18 protein-coding genes and 1 pseudogene are annotated in these 19,991 nt (G+C 71.4%); 12 read left to right on the top strand and 7 right to left on the bottom strand.

Annotated elements, in window-relative coordinates; translation table 11 throughout:
- The first annotated feature begins 147 nt into the window (after window positions 1–147).
- The 12 genes from OG599_RS05685 (at window position 148) to OG599_RS05630 (ending at window position 12,509) form a co-directional block, all read left to right on the top strand.
- Window positions 148–1,410, top strand: coding sequence for an MFS transporter (locus OG599_RS05685; protein WP_327174839.1), 1,263 nt, complete (start codon window positions 148–150; stop codon window positions 1,408–1,410).
- A gap of 9 nt (window positions 1,411–1,419) precedes the next feature.
- Entirely contained in the window at window positions 1,420–2,781 is a 1,362-nt protein-coding gene (gene pafA, locus OG599_RS05680) for a Pup--protein ligase (protein ID WP_266702607.1), read from the top strand.
- A gap of 318 nt (window positions 2,782–3,099) precedes the next feature.
- Window positions 3,100–4,038, top strand: a complete 939-nt coding sequence (locus tag OG599_RS05675) for an FKBP-type peptidyl-prolyl cis-trans isomerase (protein ID WP_327174838.1) — start codon at window positions 3,100–3,102, stop codon at window positions 4,036–4,038.
- Between the two features lie 44 nt (window positions 4,039–4,082).
- Complete coding sequence (locus OG599_RS05670; protein WP_327174837.1) at window positions 4,083–4,454, top strand: FKBP-type peptidyl-prolyl cis-trans isomerase; 372 nt, start codon at window positions 4,083–4,085, stop codon at window positions 4,452–4,454.
- 217 nt (window positions 4,455–4,671) lie between these two features.
- Window positions 4,672–5,625: a helix-turn-helix transcriptional regulator gene (locus OG599_RS05665; protein WP_327174836.1), complete on the top strand. Its 954-nt coding sequence runs from the start codon at window positions 4,672–4,674 to the stop codon at window positions 5,623–5,625.
- A gap of 21 nt (window positions 5,626–5,646) precedes the next feature.
- Window positions 5,647–6,603, top strand: a complete 957-nt coding sequence (locus tag OG599_RS05660) for a helix-turn-helix transcriptional regulator (protein ID WP_327174835.1) — start codon at window positions 5,647–5,649, stop codon at window positions 6,601–6,603.
- Window positions 6,604–6,629: 26 nt separating this feature from the next.
- Window positions 6,630–6,908 carry a hypothetical protein gene (locus tag OG599_RS05655; protein WP_327174834.1) on the top strand — a complete coding sequence of 93 codons (279 nt, stop codon included), beginning with the start codon at window positions 6,630–6,632 and terminating at the stop codon, window positions 6,906–6,908.
- A 36-nt stretch (window positions 6,909–6,944) separates the two neighbouring features.
- Window positions 6,945–7,142: a hypothetical protein gene (locus OG599_RS05650; RefSeq protein WP_327174833.1), complete on the top strand. Its 198-nt coding sequence runs from the start codon at window positions 6,945–6,947 to the stop codon at window positions 7,140–7,142.
- A gap of 240 nt (window positions 7,143–7,382) precedes the next feature.
- A complete protein-coding gene (gene tatA / locus OG599_RS05645; RefSeq protein WP_327174832.1) occupies window positions 7,383–7,676 on the top strand; it encodes a Sec-independent protein translocase subunit TatA in 294 nt (97 codons plus the stop codon).
- 49 nt (window positions 7,677–7,725) lie between these two features.
- Window positions 7,726–8,691 carry a twin-arginine translocase subunit TatC gene (gene tatC / locus OG599_RS05640; RefSeq protein WP_327174831.1) on the top strand — a complete coding sequence of 322 codons (966 nt, stop codon included), beginning with the start codon at window positions 7,726–7,728 and terminating at the stop codon, window positions 8,689–8,691.
- 18 nt (window positions 8,692–8,709) lie between these two features.
- Entirely contained in the window at window positions 8,710–9,600 is an 891-nt protein-coding gene (locus OG599_RS05635; protein ID WP_327174830.1) for a diacylglycerol kinase, read from the top strand.
- An 80-nt stretch (window positions 9,601–9,680) separates the two neighbouring features.
- Entirely contained in the window at window positions 9,681–12,509 is a 2,829-nt protein-coding gene (locus OG599_RS05630) for a DEAD/DEAH box helicase (RefSeq protein ID WP_327174829.1), read from the top strand.
- 104 nt (window positions 12,510–12,613) lie between these two features.
- Here OG599_RS05630 and OG599_RS05625 read toward each other — a convergent pair whose 3' ends face one another.
- The 7 genes and pseudogenes from OG599_RS05625 to OG599_RS05595 all read right to left on the bottom strand — a co-directional run bounded on the left by OG599_RS05625 (window position 12,614) and on the right by OG599_RS05595 (window position 19,841).
- Complete coding sequence (locus OG599_RS05625) at window positions 12,614–13,063, bottom strand: spore-associated protein (RefSeq protein ID WP_327174828.1); 450 nt, start codon at window positions 13,061–13,063, stop codon at window positions 12,614–12,616.
- 112 nt (window positions 13,064–13,175) lie between these two features.
- The gene (locus OG599_RS05620) at window positions 13,176–14,192 is read right to left on the bottom strand and encodes a hypothetical protein (RefSeq protein WP_327174827.1); all 1,017 of its coding nucleotides are present in this window, start codon (window positions 14,190–14,192) and stop codon (window positions 13,176–13,178) included.
- Window positions 14,193–14,359: 167 nt separating this feature from the next.
- The gene (locus tag OG599_RS05615) at window positions 14,360–15,463 is read right to left on the bottom strand and encodes an LLM class flavin-dependent oxidoreductase (RefSeq protein WP_327174826.1); all 1,104 of its coding nucleotides are present in this window, start codon (window positions 15,461–15,463) and stop codon (window positions 14,360–14,362) included.
- Between the two features lie 229 nt (window positions 15,464–15,692).
- A complete protein-coding gene (locus OG599_RS05610; RefSeq protein ID WP_327174825.1) occupies window positions 15,693–16,655 on the bottom strand; it encodes an ADP-ribosylglycohydrolase family protein in 963 nt (320 codons plus the stop codon).
- A gap of 130 nt (window positions 16,656–16,785) precedes the next feature.
- Window positions 16,786–17,235, bottom strand: a pseudogene (locus OG599_RS05605) (SPW repeat protein); the annotation flags it as partial.
- A gap of 248 nt (window positions 17,236–17,483) precedes the next feature.
- Window positions 17,484–18,131 carry a fasciclin domain-containing protein gene (locus OG599_RS05600; RefSeq protein ID WP_327174824.1) on the bottom strand — a complete coding sequence of 216 codons (648 nt, stop codon included), beginning with the start codon at window positions 18,129–18,131 and terminating at the stop codon, window positions 17,484–17,486.
- Between the two features lie 120 nt (window positions 18,132–18,251).
- The gene (locus tag OG599_RS05595; protein WP_327174823.1) at window positions 18,252–19,841 is read right to left on the bottom strand and encodes a molybdopterin-dependent oxidoreductase; all 1,590 of its coding nucleotides are present in this window, start codon (window positions 19,839–19,841) and stop codon (window positions 18,252–18,254) included.
- Window positions 19,842–19,991 lie beyond the last annotated feature (150 nt).

The following is a 19,991-nucleotide window of genomic DNA, read 5'->3' as shown; positions in this document are numbered from 1 at the left end:
GTGGTGGCGGTGCTGTCGATCGGTTCCGGCCAGGCGGCCGGTGCCGCGCGGTGGACCGGCGGACTGCGCACATGGTACGTATGACCCTCGACGTTATACGTAAAACCTCGGGCGGGCGCGGGCCCGTACCGGGGGAGAGGGGCGGGAATGGCCGCGGGATATCTGGACATCCTCCGGGAGCGGCACGCGGCCCGGCTGCTGACCGGCACCCTGGTCGGGCGGCTGCCGAACGGCATCGCCCCGATCGCGATCGTGCTCTTCACCCGGGCCGAGGGCGGCAGCTACTCGCTGGCAGGCGGGCTCGCCGCCGCGTACGGCCTCGCCACGGCGGTCGGGCAGCCGCTCCTCGGCCGGGCGGTGGACCTGTACGGCCAGCCGCGCGTGCAGTTCCCGGCGTCGATCGTCTCCGCCCTCGGCATGGTGCTGCTGGCCCTCGCGGGCCTGGACCCACTGCCGCTCGCCTATGCGGCGGTCATCGTCGCCGGGGTCGCCACCCCGCCCCTGGAGGGCGGGCTGCGCGCCCTCTGGCCGTCCGTCCTCGGGCAGCGGGAGGAGCGGGTGCACCGCGCCTACGCCCTGGACGCGGTCGCCCAGGAGGTCATGTTCACCGCGGGGCCGCTGCTGGTGACCCTGCTGGTGTCGCTCTGGTCGCCCGCCGTGGCCCTCCTCGTCGTCAACGCCGCCGGGGTCCTCGGGGCGCTCTCGGTGGTCCTGTCCGAGCCCTCCCGCACCTGGCGGTCCGCGCCCCGCGAGGCCCACTGGCTCGGCGCCCTGCGCTCGCCCGGACTCCTCGCCCTCCTCGGCTCGCTCTTCTTCGTCGGCCTCGCGCTCGGCTCGATCACCGTGGCGGGGGTCGCCTACGCCGACGACCAGGGCCGCGAGTCCGTGTACGGCTGGCTGATGGCGGCGCTCGGCCTCGGCGCGCTGCTGGGCGGCGCGGTCTACGGCGCCCGGCAGTGGGCCGGTGCGCCCGAGCGGCGGCTCCGCTCCATCGTGGCCCTGCTGGCCCTCGGCTACCTGCCGCTGGTGCTGACGCCCGGTGTGGTCGCGATGACGGCCCTGGCCGCCCTCGCCGGGGTGTTCCTCGCGCCGGCCATCGCCTGCTCGTTCATCGTGGTCGACCGGCACGCGCCCCGGGGCACCGTGACCGAGGCGTTCTCCTGGCTCGTGACGACCATCGGCGTGGGCGCGGCGGCCGGCACGGCGGTGGCCGGGCCCGCCGTCGAGCTGGGCGGGACGGCCTGGAGTTTCGCCGTTGCGGGAGCGGGCGGGGTCGCCGCGCTCATCGTCCTGCTGGCCACCGGAAAGGTCCTCGCAGTTCCCGCACCCACGGGCACCGTTGTGGCCGGATCGGAAAATGATCGAAACGGAGCTGTCGAACCCGGTTTCAGCTCACGCCGTAAGGCGTAATGTTCAGTCATGGACCGCCGCATTTTCGGGCTGGAGAACGAGTACGGCGTCACGTGCACGTTCAGGGGACAGCGCCGACTGTCACCTGACGAAGTGGCGCGCTACCTCTTCCGCCGTGTCGTGTCATGGGGCCGCAGCAGCAATGTCTTTCTGCGGAACGGCGCCCGCCTCTACCTCGACGTGGGTTCGCATCCGGAATACGCAACTCCCGAATGCGACAACCTCACTGAGCTTGTCACCCACGACAAGGCAGGCGAACGCATTCTGGAAGGTCTGCTCGTCGACGCCGAACGCCGCCTGCACGAGGAAGGAATCGCGGGCGACGTCTATCTCTTCAAGAACAACACCGACTCAGCGGGCAACTCCTACGGCTGCCACGAGAACTACCTCGTGGCCCGGCACGGGGAATTCTCCCGGCTCGCGGACATCCTCATTCCGTTCCTCGTCACGAGGCAGCTGATCTGCGGCGCGGGCAAGGTCTTGCAGACCCCCCGCGGAGCGGTCTACTGCGTGAGCCAGCGTGCCGAACACATCTGGGAGGGCGTCAGCTCCGCCACCACGCGCTCCCGGCCGATCATCAACACCCGCGACGAACCGCACGCGGACGCCGAGCGCTACCGCCGCCTGCACGTCATCGTCGGCGACTCGAACATGTCCGAGACGACCATGCTGCTCAAGGTCGGCGCCACCGACCTCGTGCTCCGCATGATCGAGGCGGGCACGGTGATGCGCGACCTGACGCTGGAGAACCCGATCCGGGCGATCCGCGAGGTCAGCCACGACACGACCGGCCGGCGCAAGGTGCGTCTGGCCAGCGGCCGCGAGGCGTCGGCCATCGAGATCCAGCGCGAGTACTACGACAAGGCGGTCGACTTCGTCGAACGCCGGGGCATCCGCACCGGCACCGTCGACCAGGTCCTCGAACTCTGGGGCCGCACCCTGGACGCGATCGAGGCGGAGGACCTCGACAAGATCGCCACCGAGATCGACTGGGTCATGAAGTACAAGCTCATCGAGCGGTACCGGGCCAAGCACAACATGACCATGTCGCACCCGAGGGTCGCTCAGATAGACCTCGCCTACCACGACATCCACCGGCGCCGGGGTCTGTACTACCTCCTGGAGCGCAAGGGCCAGGCCACCCGCATCTGCAACGACCTGAAGATCTTCGAGGGCAAGTCCGTGCCCCCGCAGACCACCCGGGCGCGGCTGCGCGGGGACTTCATCAAGCGGGCCCAGGAGCAGCGGCGGGACTTCACCGTCGACTGGGTCCACCTCAAGCTCAATGACCAGGCGCAGCGCACGGTGCTGTGCAAGGACCCGTTCCGGTCCGTCGACGACCGGGTGGAGAAGCTGATCGCGGGCATGTGAGGTCCCGCGCCCGCCGGCCTTCCGCGGCGGCGCGCAAAGTGGGCGTCACCGCCGAGTGTCACCGCGCAACCGGCGCGGACGGACAGGCCCCGGAACACCCGTTCCGGGGCCTGTCCGTGTGTCCGTGCCCCTTTCGGCACACGGCCCGGGTGCCGGTGCGTTCGAACACCACGCCGTACGGAGCGTGCGACGGTCGCACGCACGGGGGAGACGACCGGCCGGGCGGCGGCGCGGGGCGTCACGAACCGGCTCCGCGGCGTGCGGAGGCCGTAAGGTGTCCGGGACCCATGACTGTGTCGTCTGAGATCTGAGGAACCAGTGCGCCGACTTGCCGGCCTTCTCGTCGTCCCCCTGCTGCTGCTCTCCGTAGCGGCCTGCGGCAGCGACGACAAGGCCTCCGACTCCGCATCGTCCGAGACCGGCGTGCCCGCGATCACCGCGGGTGCCAAGTTCGGTGAGAAACCCACCCTCGCCAAGGGCGTGGGCGACCCGCCCAAGGAGCTGAAGACCACGGTCATCAGCGAGGGCGACGGCGCCACGCTGAAGAACGGCGACGCGGTCCAGGTCAACTACCTCGGCCAGGCCTGGGACTCCACGAAGCCCTTCGACAACAGCTTCGACCGCAAGAGCCCGTTCGATCTGACCCTGGGCGCCGGCATGGTCATCCAGGGCTGGGACAAGGGGCTCGTCGGCCAGAAGGTCGGCAGCCGCGTCCAGCTCGTCATCCCGCCGGACCTCGGCTACGGCGCGCAGGGGCAGGGCGACATCAAGCCCAACGCGACCCTCGTCTTCGTCATCGACGTCGTCAAGGCCACCCAGATCCCGACGTCCGCCGAGGGAACCAAGGTCACCCAGAACGACGCCGCGCTGCCGAAGGTCGGGACCAACACCGACGGCAAGGCGCCCAGCGTCACCGTCCCGAAGAGCGACCCGCCCGCCAAGCTCTCCTCCACCTACGTGCTGGAGTCCGACGGCGAGGTCGTCAAGGACACCGACAGCGTCGTGGTGAACTACGTGGGGCTGCTGTGGAAGGACGGAAAGACGTTCGACAGCACCTACGAACAAGGGAAGACGCAGACCTTCCCGCTGGAGCAGGTGACCCTCAAGGGTCTCAAGAACGGTCTGGTCGGCAAGAAGATCGGTAGCCGCGTCCTTCTGGTCATCCCGCCGGACCAGGCCTTCGGCGACACCGCGCAGCAGTCGATTCCCGCCAAGTCGACCCTGGTGTTCGCGGTGGACCTCCTGACGAAGATGTAAGACTGTCCCGGTTTGCAGTCCATCTTTTCTGAGGAGCAGTTTCAGTGAGCATCGAGAAGCCCGAGGTCGACTTCCCGGGTGGCGAGGCGCCGAAGGACCTTGAGATCAAGGAGATCTGGGAGGGCGACGGCGCCGTCGCCAAGGATGGCGACAACGTCTCCGTCCACTACGTGGGCGTGGCCTTCTCCACCGGCGAGGAGTTCGACTCCTCGTGGAACCGCGGCACGCCGCTCAAGTTCGAGCTCGGCTCCGGCATGGTCATCCAGGGCTGGGACCAGGGCGTCAAGGGCATGAAGGTCGGCGGCCGCCGCCAGCTGATCATCCCGGCGCACCTCGCCTACGGCGACCGCGGCGCGGGCCACGCCATCGCGCCGGGTGAGACGCTGATCTTCGTCTGCGACCTCGTCGCCGTCTGATCGTCCGGCGGTCCGACCATCTGACCGCCCGATCCTCTGGCCGGAAAGCGACCCTGTCGCCGTCCGTCGGGATCGCGCCTCCCCCGCGGAGGTCCGGGAGGGCCCGTGCCGTACGGCACGGGCCCTCCCGCCGTCCGTCCGGGGCACGCGTGTTTTTGCCGGGACCCCCGGGGGCGGTACGGTCGAGCGTCGTAGCGCATGGAGAGAAAGGGCGTCGATGGCGATTGCCAAGGCCGAGCGGCTGATGAACCTCGCGCTGTGCCTGCTGGGCACGCGGCGTCCGCTCAGCAAGCGTGAGCTGCGGGGCTCCATCGAGGCGTACCTCGAAGCCGGATCCGACGATTCCTTCAACCGGATGTTCGAGCGCGACAAGGACGACCTGCGCGAACTCGGCCTCGTCATCGAGACCGTCGAGGGACTCGACGGCGACATCGGCTATCTCGCCCGCCGCGACAGCAACCGCCTTCCGCCGATCACCCTCAGCGCGGAAGAGGCGGCGGCCCTGGAGATCGCCGCGAAGGTGTGGCAGCAGGCCCGCCTCGCCGGAGCCGCCAGCGGCGCGCTGCAGAAGCTCCGCGCCGCCGGAATGCCCGAGGCCGAGGACACGTACGAGGTACCGAGCGCCCTCGAGCCGCGCATCCCCGTGCACGAGGCCGCGTTCGAACCGCTGATGCTCGCCTGCCGCGACCGGCGCCCGGTCACCTTCGACTACCGCAAGGGCAACTCCGCCCACGCCGAGCAGCGCCAGGTCGAGCCCTGGGGGCTGGAGTGCTGGCGCGGCCACTGGTACCTGGCCGGCTGGGACCGCGAGCGGGGTGCCGAGCGCGTGTTCCGCCTCTCCCGCATCACCGGCAGGGTCCGCTCCCGCGCCGGAGTCTTCACCGCCGCCATCCCCGACGTGGTCACCGTCCGGGAGACCGTGGAGAGCTGGGCCGGCGAGACCGCCACCCGTACCGCCCGGATCAGACTGCGCACCGGGGCCGGCTTCCCGCTGCGCTCCCGCGCGGTCTCGACGCGGGACCTCGGCGACGGCTGGGACGAACTGGAGATCCCGTACGGGCACGGTCTGGACGCCTGGCTCGTCGAGTTCGGACCGGACGTCGTCGTGCTCGAACCCGCGGATCTGCGGGCCGATGTGGTCGACCGGCTGCGCGCCGTGGCCAAGGACTGAAGGACCGAGGGGGACGGCACCATGGCCACGAACGCGATCGACCAGACCCGGCGGATGCTCTCCCTGGTGACCTATCTGCGCGAGCGCCCCGGCGCCCACGTGCAGGACGTCGCCCGGGCCTTCGGCATCACCGAGGACGAGCTCATCTCCGACCTCGACGTGCTGCCCATGTGCGGGACCAGCTTCCGCGGCGGCGACCTGCTCGACATCGACACCGACGGCGACCGGATCTGGTGGCACAACCCGGACGACGTCGCCGAGCCGCTGCGGCTCGCCGCCGACGAGGCCACCGCGCTGCTCGTCGCCGCGCGTGCCGTCGCGACCCTGCCCGGACTGCGCGAGAGCGACCGGCTCGCGCTGGTCCGGGCCACCGCCAAGCTGGAGACCGCCGCCGGGGAGACCGGCGCGGCCAGCTCCCGGCTCTCGGTGACCTTCGAGTCCGAGGGCGGTGTCTTCGCCGAGGTCGACCGGGCCATCTCCGAGCGCAGACGGCTCTGGCTCCGCTACTACTCGCCCGCCCGCGACCAGCTCACCGAGCGCGAGGTGGACCCGATCCGGCTCTTCGCCGTGGGCCACACCTACCTGGAAGCCTGGTGCCGGCTCTCCGAGGACCGGCGCACCTTCCGCCTCGACCGGGTCGCGGAGATCAAGCTGCTCGACGCCCCGGCGGCACCCCCGGAGCTGGAGCTCCGGGACCTGTCGGAGGGGCTCGTGCAACCGGCCGCCGAGGACCCGGAAGTGGTGGTCGAGGTCGGCGCCGGCGGCCGCTGGGTCGCCGAGTACTACCCGCACGACCGCGCCGAGGAGCGCCCCGACGGCGGCCTGCGGATCACCTTGCGCACCCCGGACCCGGCCTCCTTGCGGAGGCTGGCGCTCCGCCTGGGCGGCGAGGGCCGCATCGTCTCGCCCCTCGAGCTCGCCGACAGCGCCCGCCGGGCCGCCGCCGAAGCGCTCGCCGCCTACGACGGCGTGGTCTGACGATGACGGGAACACAGGACGGCACCATGTCCCGGAGGCCACGCGTGACGGGAGCCGCGGAAGCGGGCCGTCTCGCGGCGGCCCCCCTCGTGACGTTCCGGGCGGGCTGCCCCGACTGCCGTACGCGCTTCGAGCTCGGCGCCGAGGCGCTGCGCCTTGCGATCGGGGCGGGCCCCCGCACCACCTTCTACTCCTTCACCTGCCCCGAGTGCGGCTCGGCCGTGCGCAAGCCCGCCGGGGAGCGCATCGTCGAACTCCTCACCGGCGGCGGCGTACGGACCCTGCGGCTGCACACCGCTCCCTGAAGTCCGTACCGCTCTTCCCGAAAGAGGCTCCGCCGCATGCTCTGGCCCATGCTCGCCATCGCCCTGGGATTCCTGGGGATCGCCGTCCTCGGCGTGCTCGCCGTCCGGGTCTTCCTGGAAGTCCGGCGGCTGGGCCGTCAGGTGGCGGTCACCTCGGAGCGGATCAACCGGGCCGCCCAGGACCTGGAGCGGGCCGCGACCCGTCTGGCCTCCACGGCCGACGTACTGCGTTGAAGGCCGTTCCGCAGACGTCGACCGGAACCGCGCCCTCTGGAAATCCCGGACCGCGCGGTACCCTGCTGAGGTCGGTCCAGGCAGGAGGCGTGGTCCGGAACCGCGCGTATACGCAGGCATTGCCTCGCGTTTACTCCTGCGGGTTACGATCGCTGCCAGCTGACGGGTCGGACACCTGTCCGACTGATCGGGTAGTGAGCCCGCTCCTCCAGTCACCCCAGTGAGAAGGAAGTCGCACACATGATCGGCAATCTGAAGCCCCTAGAGATCGTTCTGATCATCGCTGTCATCCTGCTGCTCTTCGGTGCCAAGAAGCTTCCGGACATGGCGCGTTCGCTCGGCAAGTCCGCCCGCATCCTCAAGAGCGAGGCCAAGGCGATGAAGCGCGACGACGCCGAGCCCGCCACCCCGGCCGCCGAGACGGTCGCGGACCCCGCCCCGCAGGCCGCCGCCACCCGTACCATCCAGGCCGCCCCGGGCGATGTCACCAGCTCCCGCCCCGTCGCCGAGCCCAAGCCCACCACCCAGAGCTGACAGCTGATCCGTTCCACCGACAGCTGTCGCACGAGACGAGGGAAGTGGGTTGCTCAAGTCTGCCCGCAAGCAGGAGAAGAACGACGAGGGGCGGATGCCCCTCCTCGATCACCTGCGTGAGCTGCGTAACCGGCTTCTGAAGGCCGTTCTGGCCATTGTCGTGGTGACGATCGTCGCCGCCTTCTTCCAGAAGGACATCTACGACTTCCTTCTGAGGCCGATCCTCTCGTCGGTCGGCTGCAAGAACGGCGTGGTCACCGCGATCAACGGCAAGCCGTGCGCGTTGCTGAAGACCGACACCCTGATGGCGCCGTTCACCAACGCCCTCAAGGTCGCCCTGATGTCCGGCGTGCTTCTCGCCACGCCGGTCTGGCTCTACCAGCTCTGGGCCTTCGTGGCCCCGGGGCTGCACAAGAACGAGAAGCGGTACGCCTACGGCTTCGCCGTCCTCGGCGCCCCGCTCTTCCTGGCCGGCGGCTACCTCGCCTACCTGATCCTGCCGCAGACCGCGCAGATCATGCTCGGCTTCAGCCCGGACAGCGTGCAGAACCAGATCGGGCTCGACAGCTACCTCGACCTGCTGACCCGCATGATCGTGGTCTTCGGCCTGGCCTTCGAGCTTCCCCTGCTGCTCGTCGCGCTGAACCTCACCGGGATCGTCACCGGCAAGCGGATGCTCGGCTGGTGGCGCGGGATGATCGTCGGCCTCACCGCCTTCGCCGCCATCGCCACCCCCGGCGGCGAGCCGCTGTCGATGCTGCTGCTGGCCGGCCCGCTGGCCGTCCTGTACTTCTTCGCGACCGGCTTCTCGCTCCTGAACGACAAGCGCCGCAACCGCGGCAACCCGGACGCCGACCTCGACGACGACGAGGCCTCGGAGCTCGACCTCACTCCCGAACGCATCGACACCGTGGAGAGCGTGCCCGCGGGCCGGGCCACCCTTCCCGGGCAGGCGTCGGGCGAGCAGGACGGTGCCGGATCGCAACATCTCAACGGTTACGACGACATCACCTGACCTTGTAGGGTCCGGCGGGTGACCAGCGAGATCACCCTCTTCGTCAATCCCACCGCGGGCAGCGGCCGGGGCGCGCACGCCGCGCAGCCGGCCGCTTCCGCGTTGCGGGACGCCGGATTCTCCGTACGGACCGTGCTCGGCGAGGACGCGGACGACGCACTCGGCCGGGCCCGGGAGGCGGTGGCCTCGGGCACCGGTGCGCTGATCGCGGTGGGCGGCGACGGCATGGTCTCCCTCGCGCTCCAGGCGGTGGCCGGTACCAGGACCCCGCTCGGGGTGGTCGCCGTGGGCACCGGCAACGACTTCGCCCGGACCCTCGGGCTCCCGGTGCGCGACCCGGCGGCGGCCGGACGGCTGGCCGCCGACGCCCTGAAGCGGGACCGCATACGCACCCTCGACCTCGGACGGGCCGGCGACCGGTGGTTCGGCACCGTGCTGGCGTCCGGCTTCGACTCCCGGGTCAACGACCGGGGCAACCGGATGCGCCTGGTCCCCGGCCGCTTCAAGTACGACCTGGCGATCCTCGCCGAGCTGGCCTCCTTCCGGCCGGTGCCGTACCGGATCCGGCTGGACGGCGGGGCCGTCCAGGAGGTCGAGGCGACCCTCGTCGCCGTCGGCAACGGGACCTCCTACGGCGGCGGCATGCGGATCTGCGCGGACGCCGCCATGGACGACGGGCTCTTCGACGTGACCGTCGTCGGCGACTGCAGCCGCACCACCCTGCTGAAGGTCTTCCCGCGGGTCTACCGGGGCACCCACCTCACCCACCCCGTGGTCACCGTCCACCGCGCCGCCTCCGTGGAACTGGCCGCCGCCTCCACCACCGCCTACGCCGACGGCGAACCCCTGGGAGCGCTCCCGCTGACGGCGGTGTGCGTACCGGGCGCCGTACGGGTCCTCACGGGCTGAGCGCACACCCGGGCCGGAGCGGACGGCCGGAAAAAAGGGCGCATGGACTGTCGGAGGTGGCGGGTAGGCTCGTCGACAAGATGACAGAGGACCTCTCACCAGCCGAGCGCTACCACGCCTCCCGCCTCCGCCAGGCCGAGATGGCCACGGCGCTGTGGCCCTTCCGCGAGATGTACGAGTTCGAACTCGACCCCTTCCAGATCGAGGCCTGCAAGGCACTGGAAGCGGGCAAGGGCGTGCTGGTCGCGGCCCCGACCGGTTCGGGCAAGACGATCGTCGGCGAGTTCGCGGTGCACCTCGCCCTGGAGCAGGGGCGCAAGTGCTTCTACACCACCCCGATCAAGGCGCTCTCCAACCAGAAGTTCGCCGACCTGGCCAAGCGCTACGGCGCCGACAAGGTCGGCCTGCTGACCGGTGACAACAGCGTCAACTCCGAGGCGCCGGTGGTCGTGATGACCACCGAGGTCCTGCGGAACATGCTGTACGCGGGCTCCCAGTCCCTGAACGGCCTCGGATACGTCGTGATGGACGAGGTGCACTACCTCTCCGACCGCTTCCGGGGCGCGGTCTGGGAGGAAGTGATCATCCACCTGCCCGACTCCGTGACCCTGGTCTCGCTCTCCGCGACCGTCTCCAACGCCGAGGAGTTCGGCGACTGGCTGGACACCGTGCGCGGGGACACCGAGGTCATCGTCTCCGAGGAGCGGCCGGTTCCGCTCTGGCAGCACGTGCTGGCCGGGCGCCGGATGTACGACCTCTTCGAGGAGGAGACCGACCACGGAGGCCGGGGCTCCGCCCGCCGCGAGACCAACCCCGACCTCATCCGGCTCGCCCGCATGGAGAACCAGGGCGGGTACAACCCGCGCGACCGCCGCCGCGGCAAGATGGTGCGCGAGGCGGACCGCGAGCGCGAGCGCCGCCAGCGCAGCCGGATCTGGACCCCCTCGCGCCCCGAGGTGATCGACCGGCTGGACGCCGAGGGGCTGCTGCCCGCGATCACCTTCATCTTCAGCCGGGCCGGCTGCGAAGCCGCCGTGCAGCAGTGCCTCGCCGCCGGGCTGCGGCTCAACGACGAGGACAAGCGCCGCCTGGTGCGGGAGATCGTCGAGGAGCGGACCGCCTCCATCCCCGCCGAGGACCTCCACGTCCTCGGGTACTACGAATGGCTCGAGGGCCTGGAGCGGGGCATCGCCGCGCACCACGCGGGCATGCTGCCGACCTTCAAGGAGGTCGTGGAGGAGCTCTTCGTCCGCGGTCTCGTCAAGGCCGTCTTCGCCACCGAGACCCTCGCGCTCGGCATCAACATGCCGGCGCGTTCGGTGGTGCTGGAGAAGCTCGTCAAGTGGAACGGCGAGCAGCACGCGGACATCACGCCCGGCGAGTACACCCAGCTCACCGGGCGCGCGGGACGCCGCGGCATCGATGTCGAGGGCCACGCCGTGGTGCTCTGGCAGCGGGGCATGGACCCGGGCGCGCTGGCCGGGCTCGCGGGCACACGCACGTACCCGCTCCGCTCCAGCTTCCGCCCGTCGTACAACATGGCGGTCAACCTGGTGCAGCAGTTCGGGCGGCACCGCTCGCGCGAGCTGCTGGAGACCTCCTTCGCGCAGTTCCAGGCGGACCGCTCGGTCGTCGGGATCTCCCGCCAGGTCCAGCGGAACGAAGAGGGCCTGGAGGGGTACCGCGAGGGCATGACCTGCCACCTCGGGGACTTCGAGGAGTACGCCCGCCTGCGGCGGGACCTCAAGGACCGCGAGACCGACCTCGCCAAGCAGGGCGCCTCGCAGCGCCGTGCCGCCGCCGCCTCCTCGCTGGAGAAGCTCAAGCCGGGCGACATCATCCACGTGCCGACCGGCAAGTTCGCCGGCCTCGCGCTGGTGCTGGACCCCGGGATCCCCGCCGGGCGGGTCGACGGCCACCGCGGTTTCGACCAGCACGACGGTCCGCGCCCGCTGGTGCTCACCGCCGAGCGCCAGGTCAAGCGGCTGGCGTCGATGGACTTCCCGGTGCCGGTGGAGGCCATCGAGCGGATGCGGGTGCCCAAGACGTTCAACCCCCGCTCGCCCCAGTCCCGTCGCGACCTCGCCTCCGCCCTGCGCACCAAGGCCGGGCACATCGTGCCGGACCGCCACCGCAAGGGGCGCGCCGCGGCGGCGGACGACCGGGAGATCGCGCGCCTGCGCACCGAGCTGCGGGCCCACCCGTGCCACGGCTGCGACGAGCGCGAGGACCACGCGCGCTGGGCGGAGCGGTACCACCGCCTCAAGCGCGACACCCGGCAGCTGGAGAACCGCATCGAGGGGCGGACGAACACCATCGCCCGCACCTTCGACCGGATCGTGGCCCTGCTGACCGAGCTGGACTACCTGCGTGCCAACGAGGTCACCGAACACGGCCGACGGCTGGCCCGGCTCTACGGCGAGCTCGACCTGCTGGCCAGTGAGTGCCTGCGGGACGGGGTCTGGGAAGGCCTCAACCCCGCCGAACTCGCGGCCTGCGTCTCGGCGCTGGTGTACGAGGCGCGGCAGGCGGACGACGCGGTGGCGCCCAAGCTGCCGTCCGGCCCGGCGAAGACCGCCATGGCCGAGATGGTCCGCATCTGGGGACGGCTCGACGCCCTGGAGGAGGACTTCAAGATCAACCAGACGGAGGGGGTCGGCCAGCGCGAGCCCGACCTCGGCTTCGCCTGGGCGGTCTACATGTGGGCCTCCGGCCGCACCCTGGACGAGGTGCTGCGCGAGGCCGAGATGCCGGCCGGCGACTTCGTCCGCTGGTGCAAGCAGGTCATCGACGTGCTCGGCCAGGTGGCCGCCGCTGCCCCGCGCGAGGGCAGCACGGTCGCGAAGAACGCCCGCAAGGCCGTCGAAGGAGTGCTGCGCGGCGTGGTGGCGTACAGCTCGGTCGGCTGAGGCGGCACGCACCGACGGAGCGGGCCCGGGAGCGTGATGCTCCCGGGCCCGCTCCGCGTGCCCCCGCCGTCCGTGGTCAGCGGACGGCGGGGTGGGTCCGCTGCTCAGCGGACGGTGGTGGTCCGCTGCTCCCGCAGGGCCGCGCAGTTGGAGTTCTCCACCGACACGTAGACGTTGTCGATGTTGCCGCCCCAGCTCACGCAGTGGCCCTTGCCGTAGACGCGGGCCGGACCCGCGTACGAGGTGTAGTTCCCGTAGTCCTCGGCGTAGCCGTCGGTGTCCGACACGTAGATGTACGCGGACATGGGCTTGAGGGTGCCCGGGTTGGTGCGGATGGTCGCGACGCAGTTGTTGCCGTTGGCGGAGTTGTACGTCAGGTAGACGGTGCCCAGCGAACCGACGGGCGCCGAGTTCACCGTCTTGTAGCCACTGCCGCAGACCGCCTGCGGTGTGACGTTGGGCGCGGCCTGAGCGGTGGCGGCGAACGCCACCGAGCTGCCCGCCACGAGCGCGGTCAACGCTCCGGCAGCCGCGACAATGCGCGTGAATCCCATAATTTCCCCCTTGTGACGCTGGGAGCGTTTGCTCCCACTTGATGTGACCCTCCAACGGCACGGATGGTTGCACGCGGATTTCGCGGAGGTACGGGGGGACCCTCCACACCCCTCAGCTCTCCCGCTTCTCCCGCTTCTCCAGCAGCGAGCGCCGGGCGGCCCGGGTGCGCAGAGCCCGGTAGCGGAGAGCGTCGAGCGGACTCGGGAGATAGCGCCAGGGAAGGGCGTTCAGACAGCCGTCGACGTGGCGGAACTGTGCCACGGCCTCGCGGTACCGCCCCTGGTGGACGAGGACGTAGCCCACCAGGTGGCGGACGTACGGCAGCCGGGGATGATCGTCCGGCGCGGCGGCCATGTCCACCAGCGCGGCGTCGACCATGGCGCGCACCCGCGGTGACGTGAAGGACGCGGCGGGCGGCGCCATGTCGCTGTTCTCGAACCACGCGATCAACGGGAGGGCCACCAGCAGGCTCCCGGCGGGCGCGTTCCGGGCGGCCTTCTCCGCGAAGTCGTGGGCGATCTGCTTGGAGCCGTGCCACTTGGCGCACCAGTACTGCAGGGCGCTGAGGTGCGCGTCGAAGTGGTACGGGGCGCGCTCCGTTATCTCGCGCCACACCAGATGCATGTCGCGGTTCGGGTAGCTGAGTCCCATCGCCATCCAGATCTCGGCGACGTGGGGCGTCGGGTCCGCCGGGTTGAGCCCGGCGGCCCGCACGAGGTCGTCGCGGGACTCCCACAACGCCTGATGGAAACGCGCGAAACGAGCCCGGGACGTGGCGGTCGCCCGCATCGCTCCCCGGAGCTTCCACGCGTACGCGATCCGGGCGCGCGCACGGACCACCGCCGCATCCGGGTCGTAGGGCCGGGCGGCCTCCCACGCCAGCAGCCATCCGTCCCCGTCGAGGGCCGCGACCCGGCCCAGCACATCGCTGTACAGGGCGCGGCGCTCCCAGTCCTCGCCGGCGTCGGCGAGGAGCAGCGCCGCCGGCTCCCACTTCTGCCGCCGGGCCGCGGCGGCCGCCTTTTGCAACGCGGGATCCGGACCCGCCAGTCGGCGGGTCTGCCACTTCAGCGGGAGGAGGAAGAACCAGAACAGGCAGACGACCGCCACAAAGACCAGGAAAGACACCGCGGATGACCCCAAGACGCTCTGCACGCAGGGAGACGGGAAGACCCACGCCCCCGGCGGCGTGGGCCGGGTGAACCGTCGGTCCGACACACCCGGACGTCACGCCGAATGATCATCGTAAGTGTGTTCTCCCGCCGTGGTGACGGCAGATGGGCCCCGAACCCGGATCAGGCGGCCGACGTCCTCGCGGCGTCCCGCTTGGCGACTTCCTCGCGCACGATCGGGATCACGTGGCGGCCGAAGTCGATCGCGTCGTCGAGCAGGTCGTACCCCCGGGCCGACAGGATCTCGACGCCCAGGTCGTAGTAGTCCAGCAGGGCCTGCGCGACCGTCTCCGGGGTGCCCACCAGCGCCGTGGAGTTGCCCGCGCCGCCCGTCTCGGCCGAGGTCGGCGTCCACAGCGCGCGGTCGTGGCGCTCACCCCGGTCCGCGACCGCGAGCAGCCGCTGGGAGCCCGCGTTCTGCGGGTTCGTCAGCGGGTGGCGGCGGCTCGGCGGGCCACCCGCCTTGCGGGCCTTGATCCGGTCGAGCGTCCGGTGCGCCTTCTCCCAGGCGAGCTCCTCCGTCGGCGCGATGATCGGGCGGAACGCCACCTGGATCCTCGGCACGTCGGTGCGCCCCGCCGCCTTCGCCGCCGCCTTGACCGAGGCGATCTGCTCGGCGGTCTCGGCCAGCGGCTCGCCCCAGAGGCAGAAGATGTCGGCCTCGGCGCCCCCGGCCGCGTACGCCGCCGGGGACGAACCCCCGAACGAGACCTGCGGGTGGGGCCGCTGGACGGGGAAGGTGTCGCTCACGAAGTCGTTGAAGCGGTAGTGCGTGCCCTCGTGGTCGAAGGGCTCGTGGGAGGTCCACGCCTTCTTGATGATCTGGATGGCCTCGCGGGTGCGGGCGTACCGCTCGTCCTTGGTGAGGAAGTCGCCCTCGCGCTGCTGCTCGTGGTCGTTGCCGCCGGTGATGAAGTGGACGGCGAGCCGGCCGTCGCTGATCCGGTCGAGCGTGGCGAAGGTCTTCGCGGCGAACGTCGGGTACGAGACGTTGGGCCGGTGTGCCACGAGGATCTGGAGCCGGTCCGTACGGGCGGCGATGAACGCGGCGGCCGGGGACGGGTCGGGGGAGCCGGAGCCGTACGCGAAGAGCACCCGGTCCCAGCCGTGGTTCTCGTGGGCGCGGGCCAGCTTGAGCGTGTACTCCTTGTCGAAGGACGCTCCCGAGCGGGGCGTCACCTCGGAACCCTCGTTGGTCGCGGCGATGCCGAGGAACTCTACGGGCATGGTGAAGCCTCATCTTCTGCTGCGGGTGGAACCGGCCGGACGGCGCGGTGCTGTCGTGCTGACGGAGAAGCAGTCAGGGACGACAGGACGCCGACCACACGCGACCGAAGTCGATGTGGTCGCGGGTGACCAGCCGCAGCTGAGGGCGCATTCGCCCAGTGCACCAGCCGGATCGGTCCGGCGTCAACGGGGTGTCCGAACGGTGGGCACGGGTTCCACGGGACAGCCTTCAGCCGTCCAGACGGAGGGCGAGCACCGTCAACTCGGCGGTACGCAGGACCCGTTCTCCGTAGCCGGGCAGCGGTACGTGGAGCGGCTCCGTCCAGCGGGCGGGGATCGCGCTCATGCCGTGCACGGCGCCCGCGAGCGCGCCGGTCACGGCAGCCACCGTGTCGGTGTCCCCGCCGACGTCGATCGCCGCCGCGAGCGCGGCCTCGAACGAGGGTGTCGTCCGCAGGGCCCACACGGCGGTGCCCAGGCAGGGCCACACCGCACCGTTGAACTCGGTCGCCAGGCCCGGGTGCCAGTCCGGGGCGAGTACAGCTGCCCAGCGGGCGCGCTGGTCCTCGCGTACCTCGGCGAGGGCGGCAGGCAGGGCGGCCGCGGGGTCGCCGCCGCCGAGCGCCACCCTGATGAGCTCGTGGAGGAGGGCGGTGCCCTCCCAGGCGGCCGGGTCGCCGTGGGTCAGGGCCGCGATCCTGCGGGCTGCGTCCATCGTGGTGGCGCGGGCCCCGGTTTCGTCGCCGGGGCTCCGTCCTGCCGTACGGGCGAAGCGGACGGCCGAGCCGGCCGCCCGCATCAGCGAGCCGTTGCCCGCCGCGCGGCCCTCCACCTGGAAGTGGAGCGCGGCGGCCAGATCCCAGGGATCGCCGCACCCCAGGACGATCTCCGTCTGAATGCCGATGTCCTTGGGGTTGGCCGCCGCCCATCGCCGGAAACGGTCGAAGATGTCGGGAAGATCGAGTCCGTCCCGCTCCAGCAGGGACTCGGCGACGAGAACGGTCATCTGCGTGTCGTCGGTCGCCTCGCCCGGGTCCCAGCCGCCGCCCCCGCACATCGTGCCGGTGCCGTCCGGGAAGCGGGCCGACCAGACTCCGGCCGGCCCGAACTCGAAAGGTGCTCCGAGCGCGTCCCCCACCGCCGAGCCCACGACGGTGCCCACCACCCGGTCCTGCCTGCTTCCCCGCCCCATGGGGGCACCCTACGGCCTGCGTCCAGGGAGGGTGTCAGCCCCGGGTCTCCGGTGTTCCCCGTCCGCCGGTGGCCTTCAGCCCGGCCCTGCCGCCCGTCGGACCTCCGCTCTTCATGGAGGCCGAACCTCCGCTCTTCATGGAGGCGGCCGCGCAGATCAGTCCCAGGACCACGGCGAGTCCGCCGATGACGACGTTGTTCAGAATGACCCCGAGATCGGGGCCGCTGCCCACGATCCACGGTGCGACGATCATCCAGGCGCCCATCGCGCAGATCGCCCAGCTCAGGCCGTACATGCGGGACGGGGACGCGGTGATGCCGAGGCCCAGTACGGCGAGGGCGATACCGATGATCAGGTTGTGCTGCACCAGCGCGGGCTGGCTCGACGTGAAGTGGAGCACCCAGGGCGACACCGCGCAGTACAGGCCGAGGAGGAACACCGGCGCGTCCACGAGGGCGACGTCGCGGCCGCCGAGCGTGCGGTTGTACCGCTCGCGCATCTCCGGGAGGTCCGGGTGGTCCGCCATGTCGGCATGTGTGTCCGCGCGGGTGCCGGCACGGGGGTGTGAGAGGTCGGACATGAGTCGTCTCCTTTACGGTCCCGTGGGCCCGCCCGCGCCGGCCCGATCCGGACGGAACGACCGGGCGCGAGCGGTACCTCTTTCCCCATGGTGCGCTTATCTCCCATTTACGCGCCGGGGCCGGAGGCGGCTGACTGCGCAAAGCGCGGTGCGTGTGCGGATGCGGCCAACTGGCCCCGCACGCACAGGGTGTGCCGGGTGGCGGCAGACCCTGTGCGTGTTCCGGGCCCGAGCGGGCCGGCCGCCGCCTACTGCGGCGGCATCAGGACCGAGTCGACGATGTAGACCGTGGCGTTGGCCGTCCGGACGTTGCCGCAGACGATCTTCGCGCTGTCGTTCACCGTGTACGTCATGTCCGAGCCGGACGTCGTCAGCTTGCCCTTCTCCAGGGTGGTGAAGGAGCCCTTCGACAACTGCTTCGGGGCGATCTTCTCGCCGACCACGTGGTAGGTGAGGACCTTGGTCAGCTCCTCCTTGTTCGCGAGCAGCTTCTCCAGGTCGGCCTTCGGAACCTTGGCGAACGCCTCGTTGGTCGGCGCGAACACCGTGATGTTCTCGGCGCTGTTCAGCGTGTCCACCAGCCCCGCCGCCTTCACCGCGGTGACCAGGGTCGCGAGGTCCGGGTTGTTCGACGCCGCGGTGGCGACCGGGTCCTGCGCCATGCCGTCGAAGGAACCGGCGCCGTTCTTCGGCACGGAGGAACAGGCGGGCCCGAAGGGCTGGTCGTCCGAGGGGGTCGAGGCGGCCGCCGACGCACTGGCCGAGCCCGCCTTGTCGGGGGCGGAGCCGGCGGCGGAGTCCTTGGTGTCCGTGGAGGAGCAGGACGTCAGGGCCAGCGGCAGTACGGCGGCGACCGAGACGGCGACGGCGAGACGGCGGAGGTGCAGGGCGTTCATGGTGTTTCTCCTGGTTCGGAAGGTGGTGCCGGCCCGGGCGGTCGATCGGTCGTGCGGCCCGGGCGGTTCGGTCAGGGAAGTTGCAGATGGTGAAGGTGGGGCAGTGCTGGTGACGGGGTCTCAGTCCACGTCGACCACCACCGAATGCCAGCCGGTCGCACCGTCGGGGACGGTGCCGACCCGGTGTTCGGTCTGAGTGGCGCCGGTGCCGTCCGTCGCGCGGACTTCGAGGGTGTGGTGGCCGGAGGTGGCCGGCCACTCCCACACCCACTGGCGCCAGGTGTCCCGGCCGTCCGCCGCGCCCAGCCGCGCGGTGTGCCAGTCACCGCCGTCCACCCGGACCTCGACCCGCGCGATGCCCCGGTGCTGGGCCCAGGCGACACCGCCGACCGGAACGGTGCCGGCCTTCGGCGAGGCGAAGGGGCGCGGGGTGTCGATCCGCGACTCCGTCTTGATCGGCGCCTGCCGGGCCCAGTCGCGCTTGACCCAGTAGGCGTCGTACGCGTCGAAGGTGGTGAGCTCGATGTCCTCGATCCACTTGCAGGCCGACACGTAGCCGTACAGACCCGGTACGAGCATCCGCACCGGGAAGCCGTGCTCGAACGGCAGCGGTTCGCCGTTCATGCCGAGGGCGAGCATCGCGTCGCGGCCGTCCAGGACGGTCTCGACGGGCGAGCCGATGGTCATCCCGTCGACCGAGCGCGAGACGAGCTGGTCGGCCGGACCGCCCTCGGACGGGGCCTTCACCCCGGCCTCGCGCAGCAGGTCCGCCAGGCGCACCCCGATCCACCGGGCGTTGCCGATGTAGGGGCCGCCGACCTCGTTGGACACGCAGGCCAGGGTGATGTCCCGCTCGATGATCGTCCGCCGCAGCAGGTCCTGGTAGCCGAGGGTCAACGGGCGGGCGACGCCCTTGCCGTGGATGCGCAGCCGCCAGCCGTCGGCGTCCACCCGGGGCACCACCAGCGCGGTGTCCACCCGGTAGAAGCTCTTGTTCGGAGTGACGAACGAGCTGATGCCCCGGACCCCCAGGTCCACGCCCCGGGGCACGGCGGGGGCCGCGGAGTCGGGGACCGGCAGCCTGATGTCCGCGCGCGAGGCGGACGCCCCGGCCTCGACGGAGGCGGTGAGGCGGCGCCCCACGTACCCCGCCCCGGCCGAGGCCGCCGCGGCGGCGGTGGCGGCGATCACGAACCCGCGCCGGTCGAAGGAGGCCCCGGCGGCGGGTACCGGCCCGGTCTCCGTCTCCCCAGCCGCGGGTGACGGGGACCGGACCGGAGTCCTGGCCGGGGCCAGCCGGCCGATCAGGAGATACAGCACTCCCGCCGCGACGACCGCACCGACCACCGAAGGCAGCGCGTCAAAGGGGCTGCCCTCGGGCCGCCCCACCGCCGACACCGCCCCGACCAGACCGAAGACCAGAACGGCCGAGGCGCCGACCCGCCGGTGCCGCAGTGCCAGGACTCCCACCGCCATGGCGAAGAGCGCCAGCAGCACGAGGATGCCCAGCTGCAGCACCAGCTTGTCGTCCGTGCCGAAGTTCCGTACGGCGAAGTCCTTCACGGCCGGGGGAGTGCGGTCGATGACCGCGCCGCCCACCGCCGTGACCGGCCCCGCCTCCGGGCGTACGGCCGCCGCGGCCAACTCGGCGACGCACAGGGCACAGAACCCGGCGATCAGCCCGCTGAGGGCGGCCAGTGCGGCGCGCACCCAGCGGGAGCGCCGGGACTCCGAAGGTCCCTGCGTTCGCGCATCGTTCCGATCTGCTGTCACACCGGGGATTCGGCGCCGGGCGGCCGGCGGATTGGTCGTTCACCCGAATGGATCACACCTCGGTTCCGGCCAATCCGCGGGACGGCC

It is taken from the genome of Streptomyces sp. NBC_01335 (genome assembly GCF_035953295.1).
Classification (GTDB): Bacteria; Actinomycetota; Actinomycetes; order Streptomycetales; family Streptomycetaceae; genus Streptomyces.
Note: the sequence above shows the minus strand (reverse complement) of the source record. Positions and strands in the feature narration are given on the sequence as shown.